General features: G+C 69.1%; 15 protein-coding genes and 2 pseudogenes. 8 read left to right on the plus strand and 9 right to left on the minus strand.

What is annotated here, in order from left to right; genetic code table 11:
- Positions 1-3: 3 nt before the first annotated feature.
- From ACZ43N_RS06405 to ACZ43N_RS06415, 3 genes and pseudogenes are all read left to right on the plus strand, one after another.
- Positions 4-672 (plus strand): annotated as a pseudogene (locus tag ACZ43N_RS06405) ((Fe-S)-binding protein); the annotation flags it as partial.
- Positions 673-740: 68 nt separating this feature from the next.
- Positions 741-2,240, plus strand: a complete 1,500-nt coding sequence (locus tag ACZ43N_RS06410) for a LutB/LldF family L-lactate oxidation iron-sulfur protein (protein WP_468095379.1) — start codon at positions 741-743, stop codon at positions 2,238-2,240.
- Positions 2,237-2,872, plus strand: a complete 636-nt coding sequence (locus tag ACZ43N_RS06415; RefSeq protein ID WP_468095381.1) for a LutC/YkgG family protein — start codon at positions 2,237-2,239, stop codon at positions 2,870-2,872. Before ACZ43N_RS06410 ends, ACZ43N_RS06415 begins: the two co-directional genes overlap by 4 nt.
- A gap of 143 nt (positions 2,873-3,015) precedes the next feature.
- Here the strand turns inward: ACZ43N_RS06415 and ACZ43N_RS06420 are convergent, their stop codons facing one another.
- Entirely contained in the window at positions 3,016-4,038 is a 1,023-nt protein-coding gene (locus ACZ43N_RS06420) for a LacI family DNA-binding transcriptional regulator (protein WP_468095382.1), read from the minus strand.
- Between the two features lie 210 nt (positions 4,039-4,248).
- Here ACZ43N_RS06420 and ACZ43N_RS06425 point away from each other — a divergent pair, with 210 nt between their 5' ends.
- Positions 4,249-5,070 carry a glycoside hydrolase family 16 protein gene (locus ACZ43N_RS06425; protein ID WP_468095383.1) on the plus strand — a complete coding sequence of 274 codons (822 nt, stop codon included), beginning with the start codon at positions 4,249-4,251 and terminating at the stop codon, positions 5,068-5,070.
- A 140-nt stretch (positions 5,071-5,210) separates the two neighbouring features.
- On the opposite strand, the gene ACZ43N_RS06430 is transcribed toward ACZ43N_RS06425, so the two are convergent.
- Both ACZ43N_RS06430 and ACZ43N_RS06435 read right to left on the minus strand, forming a co-directional pair.
- Positions 5,211-6,347, minus strand: coding sequence for a glycoside hydrolase family 12 protein (locus ACZ43N_RS06430; protein ID WP_468095385.1), 1,137 nt, complete (start codon positions 6,345-6,347; stop codon positions 5,211-5,213).
- A gap of 298 nt (positions 6,348-6,645) precedes the next feature.
- Entirely contained in the window at positions 6,646-9,561 is a 2,916-nt protein-coding gene (locus ACZ43N_RS06435; RefSeq protein WP_468095387.1) for a glycoside hydrolase family 48 protein, read from the minus strand.
- A gap of 680 nt (positions 9,562-10,241) precedes the next feature.
- Here ACZ43N_RS06435 and ACZ43N_RS06440 point away from each other — a divergent pair.
- Positions 10,242-10,427: a hypothetical protein gene (locus ACZ43N_RS06440; protein WP_468095389.1), complete on the plus strand. Its 186-nt coding sequence runs from the start codon at positions 10,242-10,244 to the stop codon at positions 10,425-10,427.
- Between the two features lie 31 nt (positions 10,428-10,458).
- Positions 10,459-12,210 (plus strand): glycoside hydrolase family 6 protein, encoded by a 1,752-nt coding sequence (locus tag ACZ43N_RS06445; RefSeq protein WP_468095391.1) that lies wholly within the window; start codon positions 10,459-10,461, stop codon positions 12,208-12,210.
- 269 nt (positions 12,211-12,479) lie between these two features.
- On the opposite strand, the pseudogene ACZ43N_RS06450 reads toward ACZ43N_RS06445, so the two are convergent.
- The 6 genes and pseudogenes from ACZ43N_RS06450 to ACZ43N_RS06475 all read right to left on the minus strand — a co-directional run.
- Positions 12,480-13,094, minus strand: a pseudogene (locus tag ACZ43N_RS06450) (TetR/AcrR family transcriptional regulator); the annotation flags it as partial.
- Positions 13,095-13,278: 184 nt separating this feature from the next.
- A complete protein-coding gene (locus ACZ43N_RS06455; protein ID WP_468095392.1) occupies positions 13,279-14,943 on the minus strand; it encodes a cellulase family glycosylhydrolase in 1,665 nt (554 codons plus the stop codon).
- A gap of 237 nt (positions 14,944-15,180) precedes the next feature.
- Positions 15,181-15,423 carry a family 43 glycosylhydrolase gene (locus ACZ43N_RS06460; RefSeq protein ID WP_468095393.1) on the minus strand — a complete coding sequence of 81 codons (243 nt, stop codon included), beginning with the start codon at positions 15,421-15,423 and terminating at the stop codon, positions 15,181-15,183.
- A gap of 723 nt (positions 15,424-16,146) precedes the next feature.
- The gene (locus ACZ43N_RS06465; RefSeq protein WP_468095395.1) at positions 16,147-17,406 is read right to left on the minus strand and encodes an EthD domain-containing protein; all 1,260 of its coding nucleotides are present in this window, start codon (positions 17,404-17,406) and stop codon (positions 16,147-16,149) included.
- 100 nt (positions 17,407-17,506) lie between these two features.
- Entirely contained in the window at positions 17,507-18,793 is a 1,287-nt protein-coding gene (locus tag ACZ43N_RS06470) for an MFS transporter (protein ID WP_468095397.1), read from the minus strand.
- A gap of 314 nt (positions 18,794-19,107) precedes the next feature.
- Complete coding sequence (locus ACZ43N_RS06475) at positions 19,108-20,049, minus strand: LysR family transcriptional regulator (RefSeq protein ID WP_468095399.1); 942 nt, start codon at positions 20,047-20,049, stop codon at positions 19,108-19,110.
- Between the two features lie 130 nt (positions 20,050-20,179).
- Between ACZ43N_RS06475 and ACZ43N_RS06480 the strand changes: the two genes are divergently transcribed.
- Positions 20,180-21,175, plus strand: coding sequence for a fumarylacetoacetate hydrolase family protein (locus tag ACZ43N_RS06480; RefSeq protein WP_468095400.1), 996 nt, complete (start codon positions 20,180-20,182; stop codon positions 21,173-21,175).
- A complete protein-coding gene (locus ACZ43N_RS06485; protein WP_468095401.1) occupies positions 21,172-22,137 on the plus strand; it encodes a cyclase family protein in 966 nt (321 codons plus the stop codon). The genes ACZ43N_RS06480 and ACZ43N_RS06485 overlap by 4 nt, the downstream gene beginning before the upstream one ends.
- Positions 22,138-22,160: the final 23 nt, after the last annotated feature.

Genomic DNA, 22,160 nt, shown 5'->3' on the forward strand with positions numbered 1-22,160 from the left:
CCCATGCGCATAGCCCTCTTCATCACCTGCTTCAACGACACGATGTTCCCGGACACCGGCCGGGCGGTCACTCAACTCCTGGAACGCCTGGGCCACACCGTGGAGTTCCCGCAGGGCCAGACGTGCTGCGGCCAGATGCACTTCAACACCGGCTACCGCCCCGAGACCCTGCCGATGGTGCGCCGGTTCGCGGAGGTCTTCACGGGCTACGACGCCGTCGTCGCCCCCTCCGGCTCCTGCGCGGGCATGGTCCGCGACCACCACCGGGTGGTCGCCGCCCAGTACGGGGACAGCGCCCTCACCGAGGCGGTCGAGGAGGTGGCGCCGACGGTGTACGAACTGTCGGAACTCCTCGTCGATGTCCTCGGCGTCACCGACGTCGGCGCCTACTTCCCGCACCGTGTCACCTACCACCCGACCTGCCACTCCCTGCGCATGCTGCGCGTCGGCGACCGGCCACTGCGGCTGCTGCGCGCCGTGAAGGGCATCGACCTCGTCGAACTGCCCGCCGCCGACACCTGCTGCGGCTTCGGCGGCACCTTCGCCCTGAAGAACCACGAGGTCTCCAACGCCATGCTGGCCGACAAGATGCACCACGTCCAAGGCACCGGCGCCGAGTTCCTGTGCGCCGGCGACAACTCCTGCCTCACGCACATCGGCGGCGGCCTGTCCTGACTCCGCACGGGCATCGGAACCCGGCACCTGGCCGAGATTCTGGCCGCCACCGAGGGAGACACACGGTGAGCGGCGCCGACAACGTCGTGTGGCTGGGCACCCCGGCCTTCCCCGAGGCCGCCCGAGGGGCGCTCGCCGACACCCGGCTGCGGGCGAACCTGCGACGCGCCACCGGCACCATCCGGGACAAACGGCTGAAGGCAGCGGCCGAACTCCACGACTGGGAGGAACTGCGCGAGCGGGCGGCGGCGGTCAAACGCCGCACCCTGCGCCACCTCGACCAACATCTCCTGCGGCTGGAGAAGGCGGTGACCGCCGCGGGCGGTACGGTCCACTGGGCCGCGGACGCCGCCGAGGCCAACCGCATCGTCACCCACCTGGTGAAGGCGACCGGCGAGAGCGAGGTCGTCAAGGTCAAGTCGATGGCCACTCAGGAGATCGGCCTCAACGAGGTGCTCGCCGACGCGGGCATCCGCGCCTACGAGACCGATCTCGCCGAACTCATCGTGCAGTTGGGCGGTGACCGCCCCTCCCACATCCTCGTGCCGGCCATCCACCGTGGCCGCTCCGAGATCCGGGAGATCTTCCTGCGGGAAATGGGGGAGTGGGGCAGCCCGGCCCCCGAGGGGCTCGGTGACGATCCAAGCGAGCTCGCCGAAGCCGCCCGACTGCATCTGCGCGAGAAGTTCCTGCGGTGCAAGGTCGCCGTCTCCGGTGCCAACTTCGCCGCTGCCGACACCGGCACGGTGGTGGTCGTGGAGTCGGAGGGCAACGGGCGGATGTGCCTGACCCTGCCGGACACCCTCATCACCGTCATGGGCATCGAGAAGGTCCTGCCCTCCTTCGCCGACCTGGACGTCTTCCTGCAACTGCTGCCGCGCTCCTCGACCGGCGAGCGCATGAACCCGTACACATCGCTGTGGACGGGGGTCACCGAAGGCGACGGCCCCACGAACTTCCACCTCGTACTGCTCGACAACGGCCGCACCGCCACCCTGGCCGACGAGGTGGGCCGCCAGGCGCTGTCCTGCATCCGCTGCTCGGCCTGCCTGAACGTCTGCCCCGTGTACGAGCGCACCGGCGGTCACGCCTACGGCTCCGTCTACCCCGGCCCCATCGGCGCCGTGCTCACCCCGCAGCTCGTCGGCGTCGAGAACGCGGCTTCCCTTCCCTTCGCCTCGACTCTCTGCGGCGCCTGCTACGACGCCTGCCCCGTGAAGATCAACATCCCGGAGGTGCTGGTCCACCTGCGCGCCGAGGCCGTGGAGGCCAAACGCCGTGGTCGGTTCCTGCCCACCGTCGAGGCGCTCGCCATGAAGGCCGCCGGATCGGTTCTGTCCTCCCCGACGCGGTTGGCGGCGGCTCAGCGGCTGGCCGCGCTCGGCGCCCGTCTCGTGGCCCGGGACGGCCGGATCGGGGCCCTGCCGGGTCCATTGGCCCGCTGGACGGGCACCCGGGACACGCCGGCGCCCCCACGGGAGTCACTGCGCGCGTGGTGGCGCAGGACGAAAGCCGTGAACGGAACAGAAGACCATACGACGACGAATGAGGAGGCGCGCCGGTGACCGGCCGTGACGCCGTTGTGCGGGCGGCGAGGAAAGCACTGACCGACGTGCCCCGCTCCGAGAGCCCCGATGACGCACCCTCTTCACCCGCCCACCGGACTGACCACGCGGCGCCGGACATCGTCGGGCTCTTCAGCGAACGCACAGCCGAGTACCGTGCCACGGTGGTCCGTGTTCCGGTGGCCCGGGCCGCCGTTGCGGTCCAGGACGCGCTGGTGCGGACCGGAGCACGTTCGCTGGTCGTCCCGCCGGGCCTTCCCGCCGACCTGATTCCCCAGGGACCCTGGTCCCGGCTGCAGGACTCCCCGCCGCTGACGCCGGGGCAGCTCGACGCGGCGGACGCGGTGCTCACCACCGCCGCGACCGCCATCGCCGTGACCGGGACCGTGATACTCGACCATGGCCCCGGCCAGGGGCGCCGGGCCCTGACCCTCCTTCCGGACCAGCACATCTGCCTGGTCCGCGAGGGCCAGATCGTCTTCGATGTGCCCGAGGCTCTTGGCCGCATCGATCCGTACCGGCCCCTGACGCTCGTGTCCGGTCCCTCGGCGACCAGCGACATCGAGCTGGACCGCGTCGAGGGCGTGCACGGACCGCGGACGCTGGACATCATCGTCATCGGCGCCACGTAGCGGCCGGATCCGGGTGGCAGCAGGCGCCTGGCGGGCGATGTACCCGAGCGGTGGGCCGCCGGCACGGCGCAGCGAGTGGGAGCGCTCCCGAAACCCGTGGCGGCTGTCTCCGGCTCGGGACACCCGACGGGCGACGACGCTCGTCACGCCGATTCACGGACCTGCAGCTGCGTGCGGAGGATGACGTGGCGGTAGGCCACCGACGGCTCGTCCATGTCCTCCAGGAGCAGCCGGATCATGGCCCGGCCCATCTCCTCCAGCGGCTGACGCACGGTGGTCAGAGGCGGATCGGTGCGCTGAGCCAGCGGAAAGTCGTCGAAACCGATCACGGCGACATCCTCCGGTACGCGCCGTCCCGCCGCACGCAGTACATGCAGAGCCCCCGCCGCCGTGGTGTCCGATGCGGCGAGGACGCCGTCGATGTCCGGGTGCCGTTCGAGCAGTTCCGCCATGGCGCGGCGCCCGCTGTCCTCCGAGAAGTCGCTTTCGGCGACCAAGGACTCCTCGTACCTCAAGCCGGCAAGCGTCAGAGCATCCCGGTAGCCGCGCAGCCGGCACTGGGCGACGTACATGTCCTGCGGCCCCGTGATGGTGGCGATCGTTCCGCGGCCCCGTGCCAGCAGGTGGGAGACGGCGCTGCGGGCACCGCCCACGTTGTCCGCGTCCACGTAACTGACGTACTCGTCGCCCGAGCGGCGGCCCAGCATCACGGTCGGCAGCCGCGCCTCGGCGAGCATGTCCGGGAGCCGGTCTCCCGCATGCACGGACAACAGCAGGACCCCGTCGACCCGACCGCCGCGCGCGTACTCCAGGAAGCGCTTGCGCTCGATGTCCGAGCGCACCAGGGTCAGCAGCAGTTGCATCCCGGTGTGCGCCAGCGCGTCCCCGAGCGAGCGGACGATCTCCGAGAAGAACGGCTCGGCGAACACGCGCCAGTCGGGCTCCGTCAGGACGAGAGCGACGGCATCCGTTCGCTGCCCGGCCAGGGAGCGCGCCGCGAGATTGGGAACGTACCCCAGCTCCTCGATGGCTCGCTGCACGGCTTCGCGCGTCGACTCCCTCACACCGGCCGCGTTGTTGATGACGCGAGACACCGTGCCACGCCCCACCCCGGCGTGAGCGGCGACCTCTTCCAGCGTTGGCGTACCGGGGCGTCGCCTGCCCATGACCACCTCCCCCACGAGATCATCCGATCTTACGGGGCGAAGGAACGGGGCACACGGCTTCCCGGCGTGACCCGTGCTGTGTCGGCCAGGTGACGACGTCGCGTTCGCGTCATTCATGAGTGAACGTGCTGTGCGCATCGCCGGCTTCGTTCCGCGCACCGGGGGAGCAGCGCCGACACGGCAGGGGCCGCCGTCCGGGACGATGGTGGCATGGGTGAAGATGTCCTGCTGCTCCCTGATTCTCCGGCTCGTGAGCCTGACTTCGAGGACGATTTCGCCGGTCCGCAGCTCAGGAAGGATCGCTGGGTCGATCACTATCTGCCTCACTGGACGTCACCCGAGCGGTCTCGGGCACGCTACGACATCGACGATTCGGGACTGCGGCTGCGTATCGACGCCGACCAGCCGGACTGGCGAGAGGAGGACGCTCCGCTCCGTGTGTCCAATGTGCAGACCGGGGTGTTCTCCGGCCCGGTGGGCTCTCACCGGGGAACACACCGACACCGTTCCGACGGACTCGCCGTCCGCACGGAGACCCCCGAGCGGTTGCTCTGGGCGCCCACGGCCGGACGGGTGGAGGTGACGGTGAGCGCGAGCGTGGACGAGGGATGCATGCTCGCGGCGTGGCTCGTGGGCACGGAGCATCTGTCGGAGGGGGAGAGCGGTGAGATCTGTGTCTTCGAGATCGACGCCGACGCCGTCGGCGAGGGGCGGAGTCACGCCCGGTGCGGGGTGAAAGCGCATTCGGACAGGCGGTTGACAACCGACATGACGGAAGTCGTCCTTCCCCTGGACGCCTCGAAACCCCACACTTGGACGGCTGTGTGGGGGCCATCGGGCACGATCATCGGCTGCGAGGGCGTCATAGTGATGCGGACGCGTCGGGCTCCCACCTACCCGCTCTTCTTGATGATCGACCTGTTCGAGATCGGCCCACGCTCGGACGCCGAGACCTCCTTTCCGAAGACCGCTCATGTCCACGGTGTGCGGGGGTGGAACGCACTCGAACAGTCGCAGACGGCTGCCTGGTGAGAAGGACGGGACCCGCCCGTCAGGCACGAGCCTGGCGGGCGGGTCCCGGGTGAGCGGATGCGACTCGGGTCCGGTGTGTGCTCGGCAGTGGGGCGGCCGGCCGACCGGCGGCTCGGGCCAGGTGAGTCATCCTGAAGACATCACGCGGTGGTGCACTGAGTGCCGTTCAGGCTGAAGGCGGTCGGCTTGGCGAAGCTGCCGCTGTAAGAGGCCTGGAAGCCGAAGGAGACCTGGCCGCCAGGCGCAAGAGACGCGTTGTACGCCAGGTTGCCGGCCGTGACCGCTCCCGACGACGGAGAGATCCCGGCGTTCCACGCGCCGGTGATCGTCTGCCCCGCGGGCAGGGTGAACGCGAGATTCCAGCCGTTGACCGGCGAGGAACCCGTGTTGGTCAAGGTGACATCGGCGGTGTAGCCGCCCTGCCACACGCTGGTGCTGTAGGCCACCTTGCATGCCGCGGGTCCGCTGGGAGTGCCGGGGCCGGGTGTGCCGCCGCCGAGGTTGACGGTTGACGAGAAGGAGTTCACCGCCAGCCCCGCGCCGTTCCGCCAAGGCTCGAAGCCCGCCTGAACACTCGTCAGGTACCAGTCGTTCTGTGCGAGTCCGCGGGAGACGGCCTGCCGGACGAAGTCCATCGCGTCGAAGCTCCAGCTGTCCATCGCCGACGGCGCGACGAAGGACAGCACGTCGTTGGAGCCGTTGCTGCCCGACCACACCTGCCAGCTGCGTCCGCCCACGCTCGCCGTGCCGACCTGGGAGCCGATGGGCTGGATCGGGCCCACCTTGTTGAGCCAGATCATGATCTCGGTCCGGTTCACGCCGTCGGTGCGGGGCGTCGGGTCCAGCCAGATGTCGTACGAGGCGTTGTACGCGGCGTCGCCGCCGACGTAGCCGTAGGAGATGCTCGTGGGAGCGTCGGCGATCGAGCTCAGCCGTGCCGGGAGCTTCGTGCCGGGGGAGCAGTTGGTGTAGTGGCAGCCGTTGTACACGGACGGGTAGGACTTCGGGGCGCCGTTCGTCGGGACCGAGCCGTCGGCCTGGGTAACCCTGAAGCCCGAGTCCGCGACGGCGATGCACTGGGGCTGACTGGTCCCCCAGCGGTTGTTCTGCACAACGTAACGGCCCTGGATGGTGGTGGAGCCGAACGGCTCGCAGATCGTTGTGTCGGCGTGCGACGTCGAAGCGCTTGTGAGAAGCGCTGCCAGCGCGACGAGTGAGGTGAGCAGCGCACCGGTCAGGGCGCGCACCCTGCGGGCTTGATGACGTGATGGTTGCATGCGGCTCCTCTGCAGTGGATGTGGGGGAGAGGAGCACTCAGAATGGGAGCGCTCCCAGTTCCTTTTGAGGGGGACTTTAGGAGAGGGGCATGTACCTGACAAGGTGGGTGCAGCCCTCTCGTGTGGATCCCGCGACTGCGGGTCGTTCACGCGGAGGACAAATCGATGCCAGGCAGACAGGCTCATGGAGCGGTGGAGAAACGGGCGGTCACCGGGCGGCCCCCGTGTGGCTGGGGGCCGCCCGGCGGGTGACCCCGTCTCCTTGTGACGGGGTCGCGCACGCGGGCCTCGGCGGGGGCTACTCGAGGAGTTCCGCGTACGAGCCCATGGCCAGGGCGATGTCCGCCTGAGCCCAGAACCGGTGGTACGTGAAGGAGGGGACGGCCCCGCCCTTCAGATAGGCCTCGATCTTCGACCAGGCCGGGTCGCTCTTGTAGAAGGACCGGATCGACTCGAACGTCGACGACGCGTTGATCGCGTCACCGTTCGGCATGGTGCCCGTCCACCCGCTCGGGAGGTAGACACCGTCGTCGAAGCGGTTGTAGTCGGTGCGGGTCTCCGGTACGGCGATGCCCAGGGCGTCCTGGTAGTTGGTCCACATCCCGTCCAGCAGTTTCTTCGCCGCGGACGCGGCCTCGGTGTCGCCGGACCGGTCGGCGTAGTACGTCAGGGTCTTGGCGTACGCGGCCGCCACACCGACGTCGTTGGTGTAGTCGGCGACGGTGACGTGAAGTCCGCTATTGGCCCCGGGGCTTGACGGGTTCCAGGTGTCGGGCTGGCCCGACCACTGGAGTGTCGACGGGATCCGGTAGGTGCCGTCCGGGTTGAACGTGGTCTTGGACAACGCCCACTTGACCCACTTGTCCAGAACGGTCTTCGCGGTCGCGTTCCCCGTCTGCTGGTACAGCTCGGCGACCCGCTCCATCGACCACGCCTGGAAGCCGAACCACTGGTTGGACGGTGGGTCGTGGTAGACGGGCTTCTCGTCGTAGTACATGCCGTAGAAGGTCGACTTCCCGGCCGGCGGCGTCGCGTACCGGCCCTCCCAGCTGTTGGTCGCACCGCCGGCGATGGCGCCCTCGTTCGACTGCAGCCAGCGGTAGAACTCCATCTGCCGCTCCAGCGACTTGGCCCAGTCCGCCTGCCCCGTCGCCGACTTCGGCTTCAGCGGTGCGTAGTTTGCCAGTGCGTAGGCCGCGAGGGGGTTCTGGTAGCCGCTGTGGGAGTGGCTGGAGCCGATGCGCCAGGCCCAGCCCGCCGAGGTGTCGGTGGCGCCACCCCAGGCGTAGTACCAGGACAGCAGGTAGTGCGAGGCGTCCTTGCCGGTGCCCGCCGGGCAGGCGGACGGGCCGACGCAGTTGCCGATCTTCTTGAAGTACTTGTCGTACATCGCGTACCGCAGGTAGTCGCCCATCTTCGCGGCCTTGCTCACGGTCGCGGAGACGTCCGACCCCTTGCCCTGCTGCTTGGCCCAGATATCGGCCCAGTACGCGGCCTGCACCGCACGCGCGTCGGCGTCCGGGGCGTTGGTGAACTTCCACTGCTTGGCGTAGGAGGCGTCACCGGTGAACAGGTCCAGGTAGCCGTTCTTGCCGCCGTACTTGAAGGCGTCGCAGGTCGGCTGCGGCACCGTCTCCCACACCGACTCCTGCGCGCCGCGCTGGAAGGTGTTGATGTACGACGGACCCGTGTCCAACGGACCCGCCTCGCACTTGCCCGGCGAGTTGCCGAAGCCGTAGATGTTGTCGACGTCCTGCAGCCAGTGCATGCCGTAGACGTCGTCCGTGCCGTACGCGCTCTTCAGCTCCGCCGCGATCGGGTCCCGGCCTGCCGCAACGGACGGGTCGAGCTTGGCCGGGTACTCGTTCGGGGTGTCCAGCTCGGGCGCGTACGTCGCCGGCTTGGACGCGTTGTAGAAGGAGTTGGTCGGCTGGTCGGCGTGGGTCGGGATCATGTACTTCTCCATGATCTCCCAAGCACCGTTGAACTTCGACCAGTCACCCGTGACCTTGCCGTACATCGCCTGCAGCCACAGCAGGTAGCCGTAGGCCTCCGACGTGGTCTCGTGACCGTGGTCCGGCGCCTCGACGATCAGCGTCTCGACCGAGTGGTAGGGGATGCCCTCGGGCGAGAAGTAACCGTTCGCCGGGTTGGTGATCTTGCCGTACAGCTCCAGGAAACGGGCGTCGTACGCCTTCGTCGCTCCCAGCTGGGTCACGGTGACCGAGGCCTTCGCGTGCCCGGGGGCCGTCGACTCGAAGGTCGCGGCGCCGGTACCGGAACTGTCGGCGGTGATGGTCACCTTCTGCGCCGTGTTCCAGTTCTGCGGCGTGAAGGTGAGCGAGGCGCCGCCGGTCACCGACAGACCTGAATTACCGCCCGTCCGGGCCGTGTTGACGGTGACGTTCGAGGACGGCTGCTTCGACAGCTTCACCTCGTACGTGTCCGTCTTGCCCTGCTGGATACCCAGTTGGGTGGGCGTGGCGACCACAGTGGGCCCTGAGGCGACCGTGATGCCCACGGGCGTGGACGACGCGGACGCGCCGAGGCTGTCGTAGGCCTTCGCGACGAGTGAATGACTGCCCACGGTCAAACTTGAGGTCGAGAGCGAGTACGGCGCCGTGGTGTCCGTGCCCAGCAGGGTGGTGTCGTCGTAGAACTCGACCTTGCTGATGGTGGCGTTGTCCGCGGCCGCGGCGGTGGCCGCGAGCGGCACCGCGTCTCCTTGTGTGTAGACGGCGCCGGCCGCCGGGCTGGTGAGCACGGTGATGGGGGGTTGGTGGGCGCCGGTGCAGCTGGTGCCGTTGATCGCTAAGTTCGTGGGGGCGGCGTTGGTGCCGCTGTAGCTGAACTGGGCGCCGGTCGACACGGCGGCTCCGGCGGCGATCCGCCCGTTGTAGCCGGCATCCTTCACGGTGATCGCCTGGCCCGACTGGGACCAGGTGCCGTTCCAGCCGTTGCTGAGCTTCTGGTTGCCCGCGTAGCTGTACGTGAGGGTCCAGCCGTCGATGGCGTCCGTACCGCGGTTGGTGATCGTCAGGTCCGCGGTGAAGCCGGAGCCCCAGTCGTTCGTCTTGTAGTCGACACTGCACCGAAGTGCGGCTGCCTGGGCGGGAGTCGAACCCGTGGCCAGCAACGACAGGGGCAGGGTTAAGGCGGTCGCCACGGCGGTCCACACCCGCCGAACGGCTCTGCGTTTGCGTCCGGGATCCATGAACTGGTTCCTCCTAGCGGCTTGCGGCTCGGGGAAGGACAAGTCCTGGCCAGTGGGAGCGCTCCCATCATGGGGATGCGGGCAGTGGCGGTCAAGACGCTTGAAGAGTCGAAGGCGCTAAACCGGTTGGTTCTCGAAAAGTTTCGCTGCACCTCTGGGCAACCGCGCCACTCGGCGCTACCTTCCTTCGCACCAGTGGGAGCGGTTCCAACCAGGCGACGCATCGGTCACGGCGCGCTCAACTGCAAGGAGTCGCTCATGCGACACCCCCCACCTTCGTTATCAGCCGTTGCGGGCGCCGACACGCTCGTCGCCACCACGGCCGTCCCGATGGTCTCGGCCCAGGGAGCAATGCGTCCCCAGGCCGAGGGAGCACACCGTCCACGGCCAGTGGGACAACGGCTTCCACGGATCAGCGCAAAGCACCGACAAGTCCGCCGCGTCGCACAGTCGGACACAACCGTTCGACTTTCACCGACGGTCGCAAGCTCACCCAGGACCGGAACACCGCCCGGTCCCGCTCCGGCACGACTGTGCCCGCCATGACCGAGGGCTCCGAGCCGACCGGCTGCCTCGTGCGAGGTCGCCGACACGGACCTGATGGACGCTCATGTGCGCTCCGTCAGAGCGAAGAACGTGATCCTGACGGGTGGACCGGCATACCCCGGCAACCTCGAGCTGTGGCTACTGACGAGCCCACCGACCTGGCGGGTGATCCGGTCGCTCCCGTCGCGAACCGCCCCACCTGGGACGGAGCGGGAACCCGGCACCGCTCCTGCGCCCCGTCCCCGGTCTCGAACCATGACGCTACGCCCACCCTGCACGCCATCGGACCGCGCAACCGCCTGCGCGGCCGTGATCAGTAGAAGAATGTCGAAGGAGAAGGAACCCGCATTCATGAGTCGCACCAGGACCTCACTGCTCGCCGCCCTCGCGCTGCTCACCGGAAGCTCAGGGGCTGCGCTTCTCACGGCACCGGCCGGTGCCGCCACCGCCTCCGTACCCTGCACGGTGGACTACAAGGTGCAGAACCAGTGGGACACCGGCTTCACCGCTGCCGTCACCATCACCAACAACGCGGCTGCCAAGTCGGGTTGGTCGGTTAAGTGGTCGTACGCGGTCAATCAGAAGATCACCAACGGCTGGAACGCGAAGATCAGCCAGAGCGGCGCCGCCGTCACCGCGGCCAACGAGAGCTACAACGGCACGCTCGCCACCGGCGGTTCGGTCAGCTTCGGCTTCCAGGGCACGTACAGCGGCACCAACGCCGTCCCGGCCACGTTCACCCTCGACGGCGTGACCTGCAATGTCGACGGAGGCGGCGACCCCACCGACCCGGGCCCGACCGACCCGGGCCCGACGGACCCGGGCCCGACGGACCCGGGCCCGACCGGGCCCAAGGCAGGCAACCCGTACTCCGGCGCCAAGGTCTATGTGAACCCGGAGTGGTCCGCGAAGGCCGCCGCCGAACCGGGCGGCAGCCGTATCGCCAACCAGCCCACCGCGGTCTGGCTGGACCGGATCGCCGCGATCAACGGTGTGAACGGCGGCATGGGTCTGCGCGCCCACCTCGACGAGGCGCTGAAGCAGAAGGGCAGCGGCGAACTCGTCGTCCAGCTGGTCATCTACGACCTGCCCGGCCGTGACTGCGCCGCCCTCGCCTCCAATGGCGAACTCGGACCGAACGAACTCGACAAGTACAAGAGCCAGTACATCGACCCGATCGTCTCGATCCTCGCCGACCCCAAGTACGCGGGCCTGCGGATCGCCACGGTCATCGAGCCCGACTCGTTGCCCAACCTGGTCACCAACGCCGGCGGCACCCCGACCACCACCGACGCGTGCATCACCATGAAGAACAACGGCAACTATGAAAAGGGCGTTTCCTACGCCCTCGACAAGCTCGGCGCCCTCGCGAACGTCTACAACTACGTCGACGCAGGGCACCACGGCTGGCTCGGCTGGGACAGCAACCTCGGCCCGTCGGTGCAGGAGTTCCACAAGGTCGCCACGACCAACGGCGCGAGCGTGAAGGACGTCGCCGGGTTCATCGTCAACACCGCGAACTACAGCCCGGTCAAGGAGCCGAACTTCAAGGTCACCGACACCGTCACCGGGCAGACCGTGCGCCAGTCGAAGTGGGTCGACTGGAACCAGTACGTGGACGAGCAGTCCTTCGCCCAGGCGTTGCGTGACAAGCTCGTCGCGGCCGGCTTCGACTCCGGCCTCGGCATGCTCATCGACACCTCCCGCAACGGCTGGGGCGGCACCGCCCGGCCCACCGGCCCCGGACCGATGACCTCTGTGGACGACTACGTCAACGGCAGTCGCATCGACCGGCGCATCCACGCCGGCAACTGGTGCAACCAGAGCGGCGCCGGCCTCGGCGAACGGCCCACCGCGGCACCGGCCGCCGGCATCGACGCCTACGTGTGGGTCAAGCCGCCGGGGGAGTCCGACGGCTCCAGCAGCGCCATCCCCAACGACGAGGGCAAGGGCTTCGACCGCATGTGCGACCCGACTTACGGCGGCAACCCACGCAACGGCAACAACCCCACGGGTTCACTGCCGAACGCGCCCGTGGCGGGACACTGGTTCTCCGCCCAGTTCAGGCAGCTGATGCAGAACGCTTACCCGCCGCTTCCGTAAACCCTTGACGCGGTGAGCGTCCGCCGGGGTCGGTCTGGCCCTGCCGGAGGGCCGGGCCCCGGCGGATCGCGCTCTGTACTCGGTTCTCGTGTCCGAGGAGCACAGTGCAGCGCGGCCTGGTCACTCTGGCCCAACTGGGCCGAATCCATACGGATGGCGACGGTGCCACCCGCTGGGGCCGGGCGAGCGGGAATGAGCGCTGAGCAATCAGGCGGACGGCCGTGGTCGGCAGGCCAACCGCTCGACGCAGCTCCTTCGATGAGGTCACGAGGTACGGCGACCATCTCCACGCGACCGCCGGCGAGGGCCAGCGTGGAGGAGATCAAGGCATGGAGACAGGACAGTTCTGCCTCGTCGTCGGGGTGCGTCAGGTGCTGCAGCACGAGTCCGTCGAATCCGGCGAGGAAAAACCGCGCGACCGTGCTCGCCGGCTGTGCGAGCTGCCGGCCGGCGCGCTCGGCGGCGTCCGTCACAAGCTCCGATGTCACGCTGAGGACACCGAGGTTGTGCGTTTCGAGAGCCCCCCGGAGGTGGGGCGACCGGAGCGCGAACAGGGTCAGTTCGGTGAGCAATTGATAGCTCTTCGGCTGGTCACGGACCGTGCGCCACAAGGCGGAGGCAAGCACTCCCACGGTTTTCTCGAAGCCGGCGTCGACCGGTGCGGCCTGCCGCACCTGGCTCTCCATCTCCTGGGTCAGGTGCTGGATGACGGCACGGTACAGATCCTCCTTCGTGCCGAACGTGTAGTGCACCGTGGCCTGCGCGACGCCGAGCTCGGCGGCGATCGCACGGGTACTTCCGGCAGCGACTCCCTCTCTCGCCATGAGTTCGATGGCTGCTTTGATCAACTGAGGGCGGCGCTCGGCCGCTGGGACGTGAGCCATTTCCTACCCTACCGACTTGATTGCCTGATGGAGTCACTCGAACGACTCGGATTCTCGCAGGTCGCCGCGTGGCGATCCTCTGCCCGGTGAGTTCAGCCAGGGCAGCCCCGGCCGGGTGGGCGACGTGCACGAGGAACCGGTGCGGAGCCGGGAGAGCGGCTCCGCACCGGGTGTGGTGGGTGGATCAGGCTGCGGAGCCCGTGACAGCGGTGCCGTTGCGGGTGACGTGGTAGGTGACCTTCGCGCCGCTCCAGAATTGGAAGGTGAGGGTCGCCTGTCGGCCGTCCTTGAGCGCGGACAGGAAGTCGGACGTCAGCGTCAGGGTGCCCGCCGGGTGGTCCGGGACGAAGGCCCTGCCGTACTCCTGGTAAGGCGTCCAGTCGGCGCTGCCGGCATTACTGCCGTCCGCGTACCTGGCCTCCATCGTGGCGAGCACGTCTCCGCGGTACCGGGTGGGGATGGTGACGGAGCCGCTGGTGGTGCCGTTCGCGCTCGACAACACGGGGACGTCGCTGGAGATGATGTCGATCCGCCAGGGGACACCCGCCGAGAACCTGGCCTCCAGCGTCGCCTTGACGCCGTAGGCCCGGTCACCGGCCAGGCGGGTGAGCGCGCTCGCGGCCAGTGTGAGCCGGTCGCCGGACACGGTGTAGTCACGGCCCGCGACGAGTCGTGAACCGCCCTGCCACAGCCCGCGGAAGGGGGTGCCGTTGAGGTCGAGGGTGAGCGTCCGGTCGGTGATGGTGCCGGACGCGGGGACGAAGACCTGGTTGGAGGAGGCGGTTCCGGACCGGGTGGTCCAGCTGGAGGTGATCTGGTTCATCAGGGTGGGGTACCGCCACTGGAGGGTGTTGCGGTTGATGAAGGACCCCGCGTCCCACAGAGCCGTGGTGACGCCGTTGACGCGCGCGTCGTAGCCGAGGCGCTCGAAGTACTTCAGCGCCTCACCCGGCTGGACGTTGGTGTAGGGCTTGGTGTAGTCGGGGTAGCTCAGCAGGCCGTACTCGCCGAGGTACACGGGGATGCCCTTGGCCACGAAGACGTCACGCATCAGGCCGAAGGCGGTGTCCATGTCCCTCTTCGAGGTGTCCTCGAAGGTGGTGTAGCCGGCGATGTTCGCGCTGAACGGCCAGAAGCCGTAATAGTGGACGGTGGCCACCAGGTTGTTGTCGTTCAGCGAGGACATGGTCGTGACCAGGTCGTCCATCAGCGGCTTGCTCGGAGTGGTACCGAGCGTGGGCAGCACCAGCAGGCGGGTGCCGTTGCCACCGCCGGAGCTGCGTACGAGCTGGTGGAAGGAGGTGTTCAACTCATTGAGCAACTGGGTCTTCTGCGCGTCGGTGGCGTTGTTGAACGCCGGCTCGTTGACGCTCTCGAAGAGCAGCAGGCGCGGTTCGTCCTTGAACGTGGTGGCTATCTGGTTCCAGGTGGCCTTCCACCGCGCCAGGACCGTGTCGTGCTGGGCGGGCATGTCCGCGATCCACTGCCAGGAGTCGTGGTGGACGTTGAGGACCACGTACAGACCGTCGGCGATGGCCCAGTCCACGATCTGCCTGACCCGCTGCATGAAGGCCGGGTTGATGGTGTACGGCGCGTCGGCGGACTGGTGACTGCTCCAGCTGACCGGGATGCGCACGCTGCGGAAACCCTTCGCCTTCACGGCGTCGAACAGGGCTTTCGTGACGGGTGGGTTGCCCCAGGAGGTTTCGTCGGGGATGGCGTCCAGGGTGTTGCCCAGGTTCCAGCTGGGCTGCATGTCGGCGACGACGGCCATGCGGTTGTTGTTCACCGGAGGTTTGGGTGCGGCGAACGCGCCCGAGCCCCAGGCGAGTTGGAGGACAGCGGCCACCCCGAGCAGCAGACCGAGGGTGCGGTGGAGTCGGCGGCCTCGTGGGGGACGCTTCTGGCCCCCCTTGCGGGACGGTGCGTTGTCTGGTGTGCAACGTGGTTTCCCTTCGGACGTGCGGGTGTGGGGGACCCGCCGCGGTCGGCCGGTGGCGTGCCACGGCGGGGGACTGTGTGGGGGATCAGTTGCATGTCTGGGACCACGGGGAGCGGTTTCTTCGCGGCGGGGCGTCGCAGTGCGCTACGGCGGCAGCACCGTGACGCCCCTGGCCTCAGCCGGAGATCGGCAGGTACTCGAATCGAGGGCGTTGCCGATCCGGGTCGAGTTCACCAGGTCGCGGCCGTGAAAGACCGGGATGCCGGGAGAGCGCTCGAAGCTGGAGCGCACGCGGTAGCAGTCCTCGCCCACGCGGCAGACACCCGGCTCGGGGCGGAAACCGGGGATCACCGGAGTGGCCGAGGTGGCGGAGGGATGCGTCTCCATGGCGTCAGGCCGTCCTTGGCAGATCGATGGGGCGGGCAGTTCGGGGCAGGCATGGGCGCGGCGGTCGTCCAACGCGTTGAGCGAGGTCGGCGACATTGGGCGTCGGCGGGCGGTGGGGTCCGCCTGGGGAAGGTCCCCGGGGTGGGTTCGGCCGTGCGAGCGGACGGTGCTACTACGGGTGTTGGTGCACGGCGTGCGCCGCGCCGTCCGTTCGGAGCGGGGCACGCCACCGGCCTCAGGGGGTGAACGTCAGCGCGGCCAGGCGCTGCTCTCCGGCGAGGACGACGGTCAGCTCGTGCACGCCTTCGAGGGGTTCCGCCAAGTCGGCCTGGACGGTGGTCCAGGGGGAGCGGTCCTGCGTGAGCCGGGAAGCAGGTTGCAGCGGAGGTGAAGCCCTTCGACGCTGGCACGGGTTCCCAGGAGCGTCAAGAGAAAGTTTCTTGGAAAATTTGGCCTGTTCGCGCTTTCACTTTTCGTTGCCCGGGTCTTGTCCATCTTTCGCAGCGGCCCTTAATCTCCCCCAGGTGTTGAAGCGCTTCGACTGCTGCGAACGGGGATGCGGCCCTCCGGCGTCCCGACAGCGGGCCGAGCAGCTCGCGTTCTCTCGCGTGCACCGCCCGTTCCTGCACGACGCTCGTCACGGATCCCAGGGAAGGGTCGCCCACCATGAGCATCCCAGTGAACCGCAGAGTCTTCATGAACGGCGGCCCGGCCGCCGTGCTGCTACCAGCCGCGCACCTCGGTCGAGCCCGCCGTCCCCTCCGTCAGAGGGGACGGCGGTCGCCCGCACCGACCCCGGCTACCCGACCTACCCGTCGAGGAAGCTGCCGGACTACATACAGCTGCCGAGCTGGTGGAACAACAAACCTCGGATCTGGACGATCCGCAGGTAATCCCGGAACTGGACGAGATGTTCCCCTGGTACGAGTCGGCGACAGGCCGCCTGGACGCTACAACCGCATCTCGTTGTGGCGGGAGCTGACCGGCGACGACGGCTCGACATCGACTCATGGGCGACCCGGCTGGCCGACCGCCCGCAGGAGGCAGCGGAATGACCACCCACTCGGCCCACCCCGCCCCGGCTGCCGGGTACGGCCACCGCCCCCGAGCTCCGGCAGCAGGCGCTGGTGCTCCATCTGGCGAACTCCGCCCTCGGCTCCTGGGTCGTCGGCAGCACGAATTCCTCTTCGAACGGATCCGTGACATGCGGACGGAGCAGCCCTGGACAAGTGCCCGGCGGCTCAGAAGATGGTCACCTCGCGGCTGTAGAGGGCGAACGAGCGGGACGGGTCGTAGAAGTCGCCGGTCGCGGCGGACCGCTCTCGCAGTGACCGCTCGTACGAGGGGAAGTGGGTCAGAGCTGTCGTCCTGGGAGTCGTAGTACAGGGCGGCGACTCCCAGGTACGCGGGTTCGTCCCCGCCGCCGAAATGGCGCAGCGCCCTCCCGGCCCCCGGCACCTTGCGGTGTTGGACGTATCCCCGCAGCGCCTTGGCCTGGGTCTCCTCCGCGTCGAGCACCTCTTCGTGGGCAGCCTGCCACCGCTCGGCGACCTCGTCCGGGACCGGTCCTTCGGGCTTGTGGACGAAATGGAGTACCTTCACGTGGCTTTCGCCCGCGTCGGATGCCGGCGGGGCCATGAGCACCGTGGGGCGGGCCAGCAGGGCCAGGGCGCTGGGCAGGTCGTTGAAGTGGGCGCCGTCGGGGCCTATGACCTCGCGCGAGTACGGATCCGACATCGTGGCGGTCAGCGCCTCCATGTTCTCGAAGCGCAGCTCGGTGACGGAGTCCCGGCCGAACTCGGTCAGGTACGTCAAGTCCCCCTCGCTGCCGAAGGACGCGTCGAAGACGTGGTTCTGGACGTAGCGACGAATCCGGAGCGGGTTGGCGGCGGCCAGGGAACCGTGCACGTGGTGGAGGTAGTGCAGGAATGCCCGATGAGTCATGCCCGGCTTGCGACGGATGGCGGCGATCAGGTTCAGCATGGATCTCCGGTGGGACGAGTGGTGTGATCGGCATCGTGGGGACGGCCGCGACGCCGATCCTGACGGTGTGGTCGTCGCGGCGGATCCGCGTTGTGGCAGGTCAGCCCGCCATCTGCTGGACCGGTTCCGGGCCGGCGCCGACCCGGCGACGCCGGGCCGCGAGGCCGAGTGCGGCGGCGGCGACGGCCCCGGCGAGGGCGAGTACGCCCATGGCGCCCTCAAGGGTGCCGACGACTGAGGTGAGGGCGAGTGCCACGAGCGGGCACAGGAACTGACCGAGGAAGAAGGTACCTGTCCACAGGCCGATGCCACGACCGCGGTCGGCGAACTCCAGCTTGGACATGGCGAGGGTGAGCAGGCTCGGCAGCATGATGCCGCCACCCAGGCAGGTGATCACGGCACCGAGGGTCAGCACGACGGGGTTGGGAGCGAGCCAGACCACCGCGAAGCCGAGGGCGCACAGGCCGAAGGCGGTGGGCAGCCAGGCTTGCGGGCTGCGGCCGGCCTTGGCGAACGTGGCGGAGCCGACCACGATCGCGGCACTGGTGATGGCGGTGGCCAGCCCGATGATGCCGCTCTCGGTCACGCCCATGTCGTCCAGGAGGAACGCCATCTCCACCTGGAGGGTGTAGAAGAGGACGGCGCCGAAGACCGTCAGCGCGCATGTGCCGACCAGCGGACGCCAGGGGAAGGGCCGCCTGGCCATCGGTTCCGAGACGGTGGGGGAGGGGGCGCCGGCGTGGTCGTCGGGTCGGGGCCGGGGCAGGAAGGCGGCCATGGCGGGGGCGAGCAGCAGGCTCACGGCGTAGGCCCAGAACGGTGCGCGCCAGCCGGCCGATCCGGCCACGCCGCCCAGCACGAAGAAGGCCGTCGCGGAGATCGCGGCGCACATCGTCTGCATCGCGAGGTAGCGGTCGCGTTGCCGGCCGGAGTAGTAGTCGCCGAGCAGGGTGGTGCAGCAGGTCATGATGGCGGCTTCGGTGACGCCGACGAGGGCGCGGCTGGCGACGATGGCGCCGAGGGAGTCCAGCCACAGGGGGGCGGTGCCGAGGATCGCGTACAGCACGGTCGAGACGACGAGCAGGCGTTTGCGGCCGAGCCGGTCCACCAGGACGCCGGCGAAGGGGGCCAGCAGCGCCAGCGAGAGGGCGGGGATCGTCAGGGCCATGGGGACGAGTGCGTCGACGCCCGGCACGTCGGCGAAATGATCCTGCATATGTGGCAGGACCGGGGCGATGAGCACGGCGCCCAGGATGGGCAGACAGGCGCCGGCCATCAGCAGCGTGAGGCGAAGCCGGTGGCCGGGACCGGACACGGTCTCCTCGGCCGCGGAGTCCGTGACAGCCTCGGACGGTGGGGATGGGAGCGGGGGCACGGATGCAGGCATGCGGGAACTCCACGGGGCGTGTCGGAGGGAAGGGAACGGCGCGGCCGTCGCGGTCGGGCCACCCGGTGTCCGTGGCAGCGCACGCGACAGGGGTGCCGATGCTGTTGGGCGTCGCCGGCGGGCTGGCTCGTCGGGCGCCTGTGCGAGCCCGGCGGCGGGTGAAGGTGCGGCTCGTGTAGCGGGTAACAGGTGCGGTCCGGCGCCGGGTTGAGACGACTATGGGCCAACGGGCAGGTTCTGCCTAGCCCCCGTCCGATCGAGATCGAAGATGTGGATCATCCGGGACCTGGATGCTGGGCACCTGCAGGAGCCGGTTATCTCGGTGCGGGCGTGGCGATCCGGCCGGGCTGGGAAGCGGCCAGCTCCGCTCCCACGCGGGCCGCGGTCTCGCGCAGCCAGATGTGGGCCGCGTCGTGGGTGTGCACCGGGTGCCACCACAGCGCCTCCTGGAGAGGGACCGCCCCGTAGGGCGGTTCCATGAGGCGCACGGCGGCCACCCCGTTCAACAACTCGGCCAGGCGCTGCTGTACCAGGGCGATCCGGCGGGTGCCGGCGACCAGGAAGGGCAGGGCCTGGAAGCTGTCGACGGAGATCTCCACCTGGGGATCGACGCCGAGCATGCTCAGTTGCCGGGCGGCCGGGGCGTCGTAGGCGCGCTGGTAGACGACCCAGGGCAGCCGTGCCAGGTCGTCCATGGTCAGCTGGTCGCCGACCTCGTCGTTGGCCTCGGCGACCAGGAAGGCCCAGCGGTCGGTGAACAGGTCGACGGCTGGGAAGCCGCTGATGATGCCGCGCGGCATCAGAAGCCCGTCGGCCGTGCTGAGCAGTGGTGCGGTGTCCTCCGTGACGTCGAGGGGCGTCCGCTGGAAGCGCAGCCGCACCCCTGGGGCCTCGGCGTGCACGGTCCGGGCGAGCTCCGCGCCGAACACGGTGAGGGCGTAGTCGGAGGTGAGCAGGGTGAACTCGTGCTCCTCGCTGCCCGGGACGAAGTCGGCCCTGCTGCTGAAGACCCGTTCCAGCAGGTCGCAGGCGGTCGAGGTGCGGTCCAGCAGAGCGCGGCCGAGGGCGGTCAGTTCGTACTGTTTGCCGACGCGCGCGAGCAGGTCGTCGTCGAAGTGGCGGCGCAGGCGGGCCAGGGCCGCGCTCATCGCCGGCTGACTGAGCCCGACGCGCTGCCCGGCGCGGGTGACGTTGCGTTCCTCCAGTAGGGCCCGCAGGGCCAGGACGAGGTTGAGATCGAGGCCGGAGAGGGACACGACGCCTCCAGAGCGAGGGCACTTGCGGCAGCTGTATCTGCACTGTGGATGATCAACATCTAAACAATCTATTTCCCAGATTACGCGGTGGGGGTCACATTGGTCGCACCGCAATCTGGAGGACATTCCCGTGAAACCCGCAGCCGCTTCCGCGTCCTTCTCCGGACCCTTCGCCCTTGGCGTTCTCTCCGCCCCTGACCAGGCGTCTTTCCCCGGTCTCGTGATCCCTGGGGGGCGCGTGCTGGATCTTTCCACGGCTCTCGGAGAGCCGGCCCTGACGACCCGGGGGATCCTCGAGCGCTGGGACGAGATGCTCCCTCGCCTGCACGAGCTCGCGGCCGATAAGACGGCCGACTGGCGGCCGTTTGAGCACCTGCGGGTGCACGCGCCGGTCGAGCCCCGGCAGATCTTCCAGTCCGGCGCCAACTACCGGCAGCACGTCATCGACCTGGAGGTCGCCCATCGTGCCCCCGACGACCCCCGCACGGTCGAGGAGGCGCGCGCCGAGATCGCCGCCGTCATGGACCGCCGGGCGGCCGAGGACCTGCCGTACGTGTTCATCGGCCTACCCAGCGCGGTCACCGGCCCGTACGACGATGTCGTACTCCCCGCCTGGGCCGAACAGCCCGACTGGGAACTGGAGTTGGCGGCCGTCATCGCCAAGCCCGCCTACCGGGTGTCCGTCGAGGAGGCCATGGAGTACGTCGCCGGGTACACGATCGCCAACGACCTCACCGACCGCGCCACCGTCTTCCGCCGCGACATGAAGGCCATCGGCACCGACTGGCTGCGCAGCAAGAACGCCCCCGGCTTCACCCCGCTCGGCCCGTGGATCGTCCCCGCTGAGTCGATCGCCGACCCCGGCGACCTGCGGGTCACGCTGAAGCTGAACGGCGAGACCATGCAGGACGAGTCCACCAAGGACATGCTCTTCGGGATCGCCCGTCTGGTGGCGTACATCTCCCGGACCGCCAGGCTGCTGCCCGGCGACCTGGTGCTGACCGGCAGCCCGGCCGGCAACGGCATGCACTGGGGACGGCTGCTGCGCGACGGCGACGTCATGGAGGGCTCCATCACCGGCTTGGGCGTGCAACACACCCGCTGTGTGGCGGAGGAGACATCGTGAGCCTGGACCGCCACGACCCCGAGGGTGCGATCACCGAGGCCGCCAAGGCGTACTCCAACTGGGGACGTTGGGGTGAGGGCGACGTCCTCGGCACACTGAACTTCCTCGACGAGGCCAAGCGCCGGGAGGGTGCCGCCCTTGTCCGGCGGGGCGTGAGCTTCTCGCTCTCGCAGCGGTTCGACATGAACGGCCCGCAGAAGGGCTGGCGCCGCCGCACCAACCCCGTCCACACCATGCTCGACACCGGCACCGACGCGGCGCTGGCCAACCAGGGCTTCCCGCACGGCTTCGGCGGCGCGGACGACGTGGTCGCGATGCCGCTGCAGTGCTCCACCCAGTGGGACGGACTCGGGCACATCTTCGACCACGGCAAGGCGTGGAACGGACGCGACGCCGCGAAGACCGTCACCTCCGAGGGCGATCTGGTCACCGGCATCGAGCACATGGCCCCGTACGTCGCCGGGCGCGGAATCCTCCTCGACGTCGGCCGGGTGATCGGCGACGAACGCGGGGAACTGCCGGACGGTTTCGCGATCACCGAGGAACACCTGACCGCGACGGCCGAGGCGCACGGCGTGGCCGTCGGCCGCGGGGACATCATCGTCATACGGACCGGGCAGCTGGCGCGCGCCCGCCGCGAGGGCTGGGGCGACTACGCCGGCGGAGACTCGCCCGGCCTGTCCTTCACCACCGCCGGCTGGCTGCACACGAGCGAGATCGCCGCCATCGCCACCGACACCTGGGGCTTCGAGGTCCGGCCGAACGAGTTCGACGGCGCCTTCCAGCCGCTGCACCAGGTCGCCATCCCCAACATGGGCCTGCTGATCGGCGAGATGTGGGACCCCGACACCCTCGCGGCCGACTGCGCCCGCGACGGCGTGTACGAGTTCTGGCTCACCGCCGCACCCCTGCCCATCACCGGAGCCGTCGGCTCCCCCGTCAATCCGGTCGCCGTCAAATGACCCGTCCAACAAAGGAGTTGGCC

The organism is Streptomyces sp. NPDC030814 (assembly GCF_055572155.1).

Excerpts from the sequence above, each read along its gene's own strand:
- ACZ43N_RS06420 (WP_468095382.1), bottom strand. The coding sequence starts at position 4,038 with ATGGGCAGGCGACGCCCCGGTACGCCAACGCTGGAAGAGGTCGCCGCT.
- ACZ43N_RS06425 (WP_468095383.1), top strand. The coding sequence starts at position 4,249 with ATGGGTGAAGATGTCCTGCTGCTCCCTGATTCTCCGGCTCGTGAGCCT.
- ACZ43N_RS06430 (WP_468095385.1), bottom strand. The coding sequence starts at position 6,347 with ATGCAACCATCACGTCATCAAGCCCGCAGGGTGCGCGCCCTGACCGGT.
- ACZ43N_RS06435 (WP_468095387.1), bottom strand. The coding sequence starts at position 9,561 with ATGGATCCCGGACGCAAACGCAGAGCCGTTCGGCGGGTGTGGACCGCC.
- ACZ43N_RS06445 (WP_468095391.1), top strand. The coding sequence starts at position 10,459 with ATGAGTCGCACCAGGACCTCACTGCTCGCCGCCCTCGCGCTGCTCACC.
- ACZ43N_RS06460 (WP_468095393.1), bottom strand. The coding sequence starts at position 15,423 with ATGGAGACGCATCCCTCCGCCACCTCGGCCACTCCGGTGATCCCCGGT.
- ACZ43N_RS06465 (WP_468095395.1), bottom strand. The coding sequence starts at position 17,406 with ATGCTGAACCTGATCGCCGCCATCCGTCGCAAGCCGGGCATGACTCAT.
- ACZ43N_RS06470 (WP_468095397.1), bottom strand. The coding sequence starts at position 18,793 with ATGCCTGCATCCGTGCCCCCGCTCCCATCCCCACCGTCCGAGGCTGTC.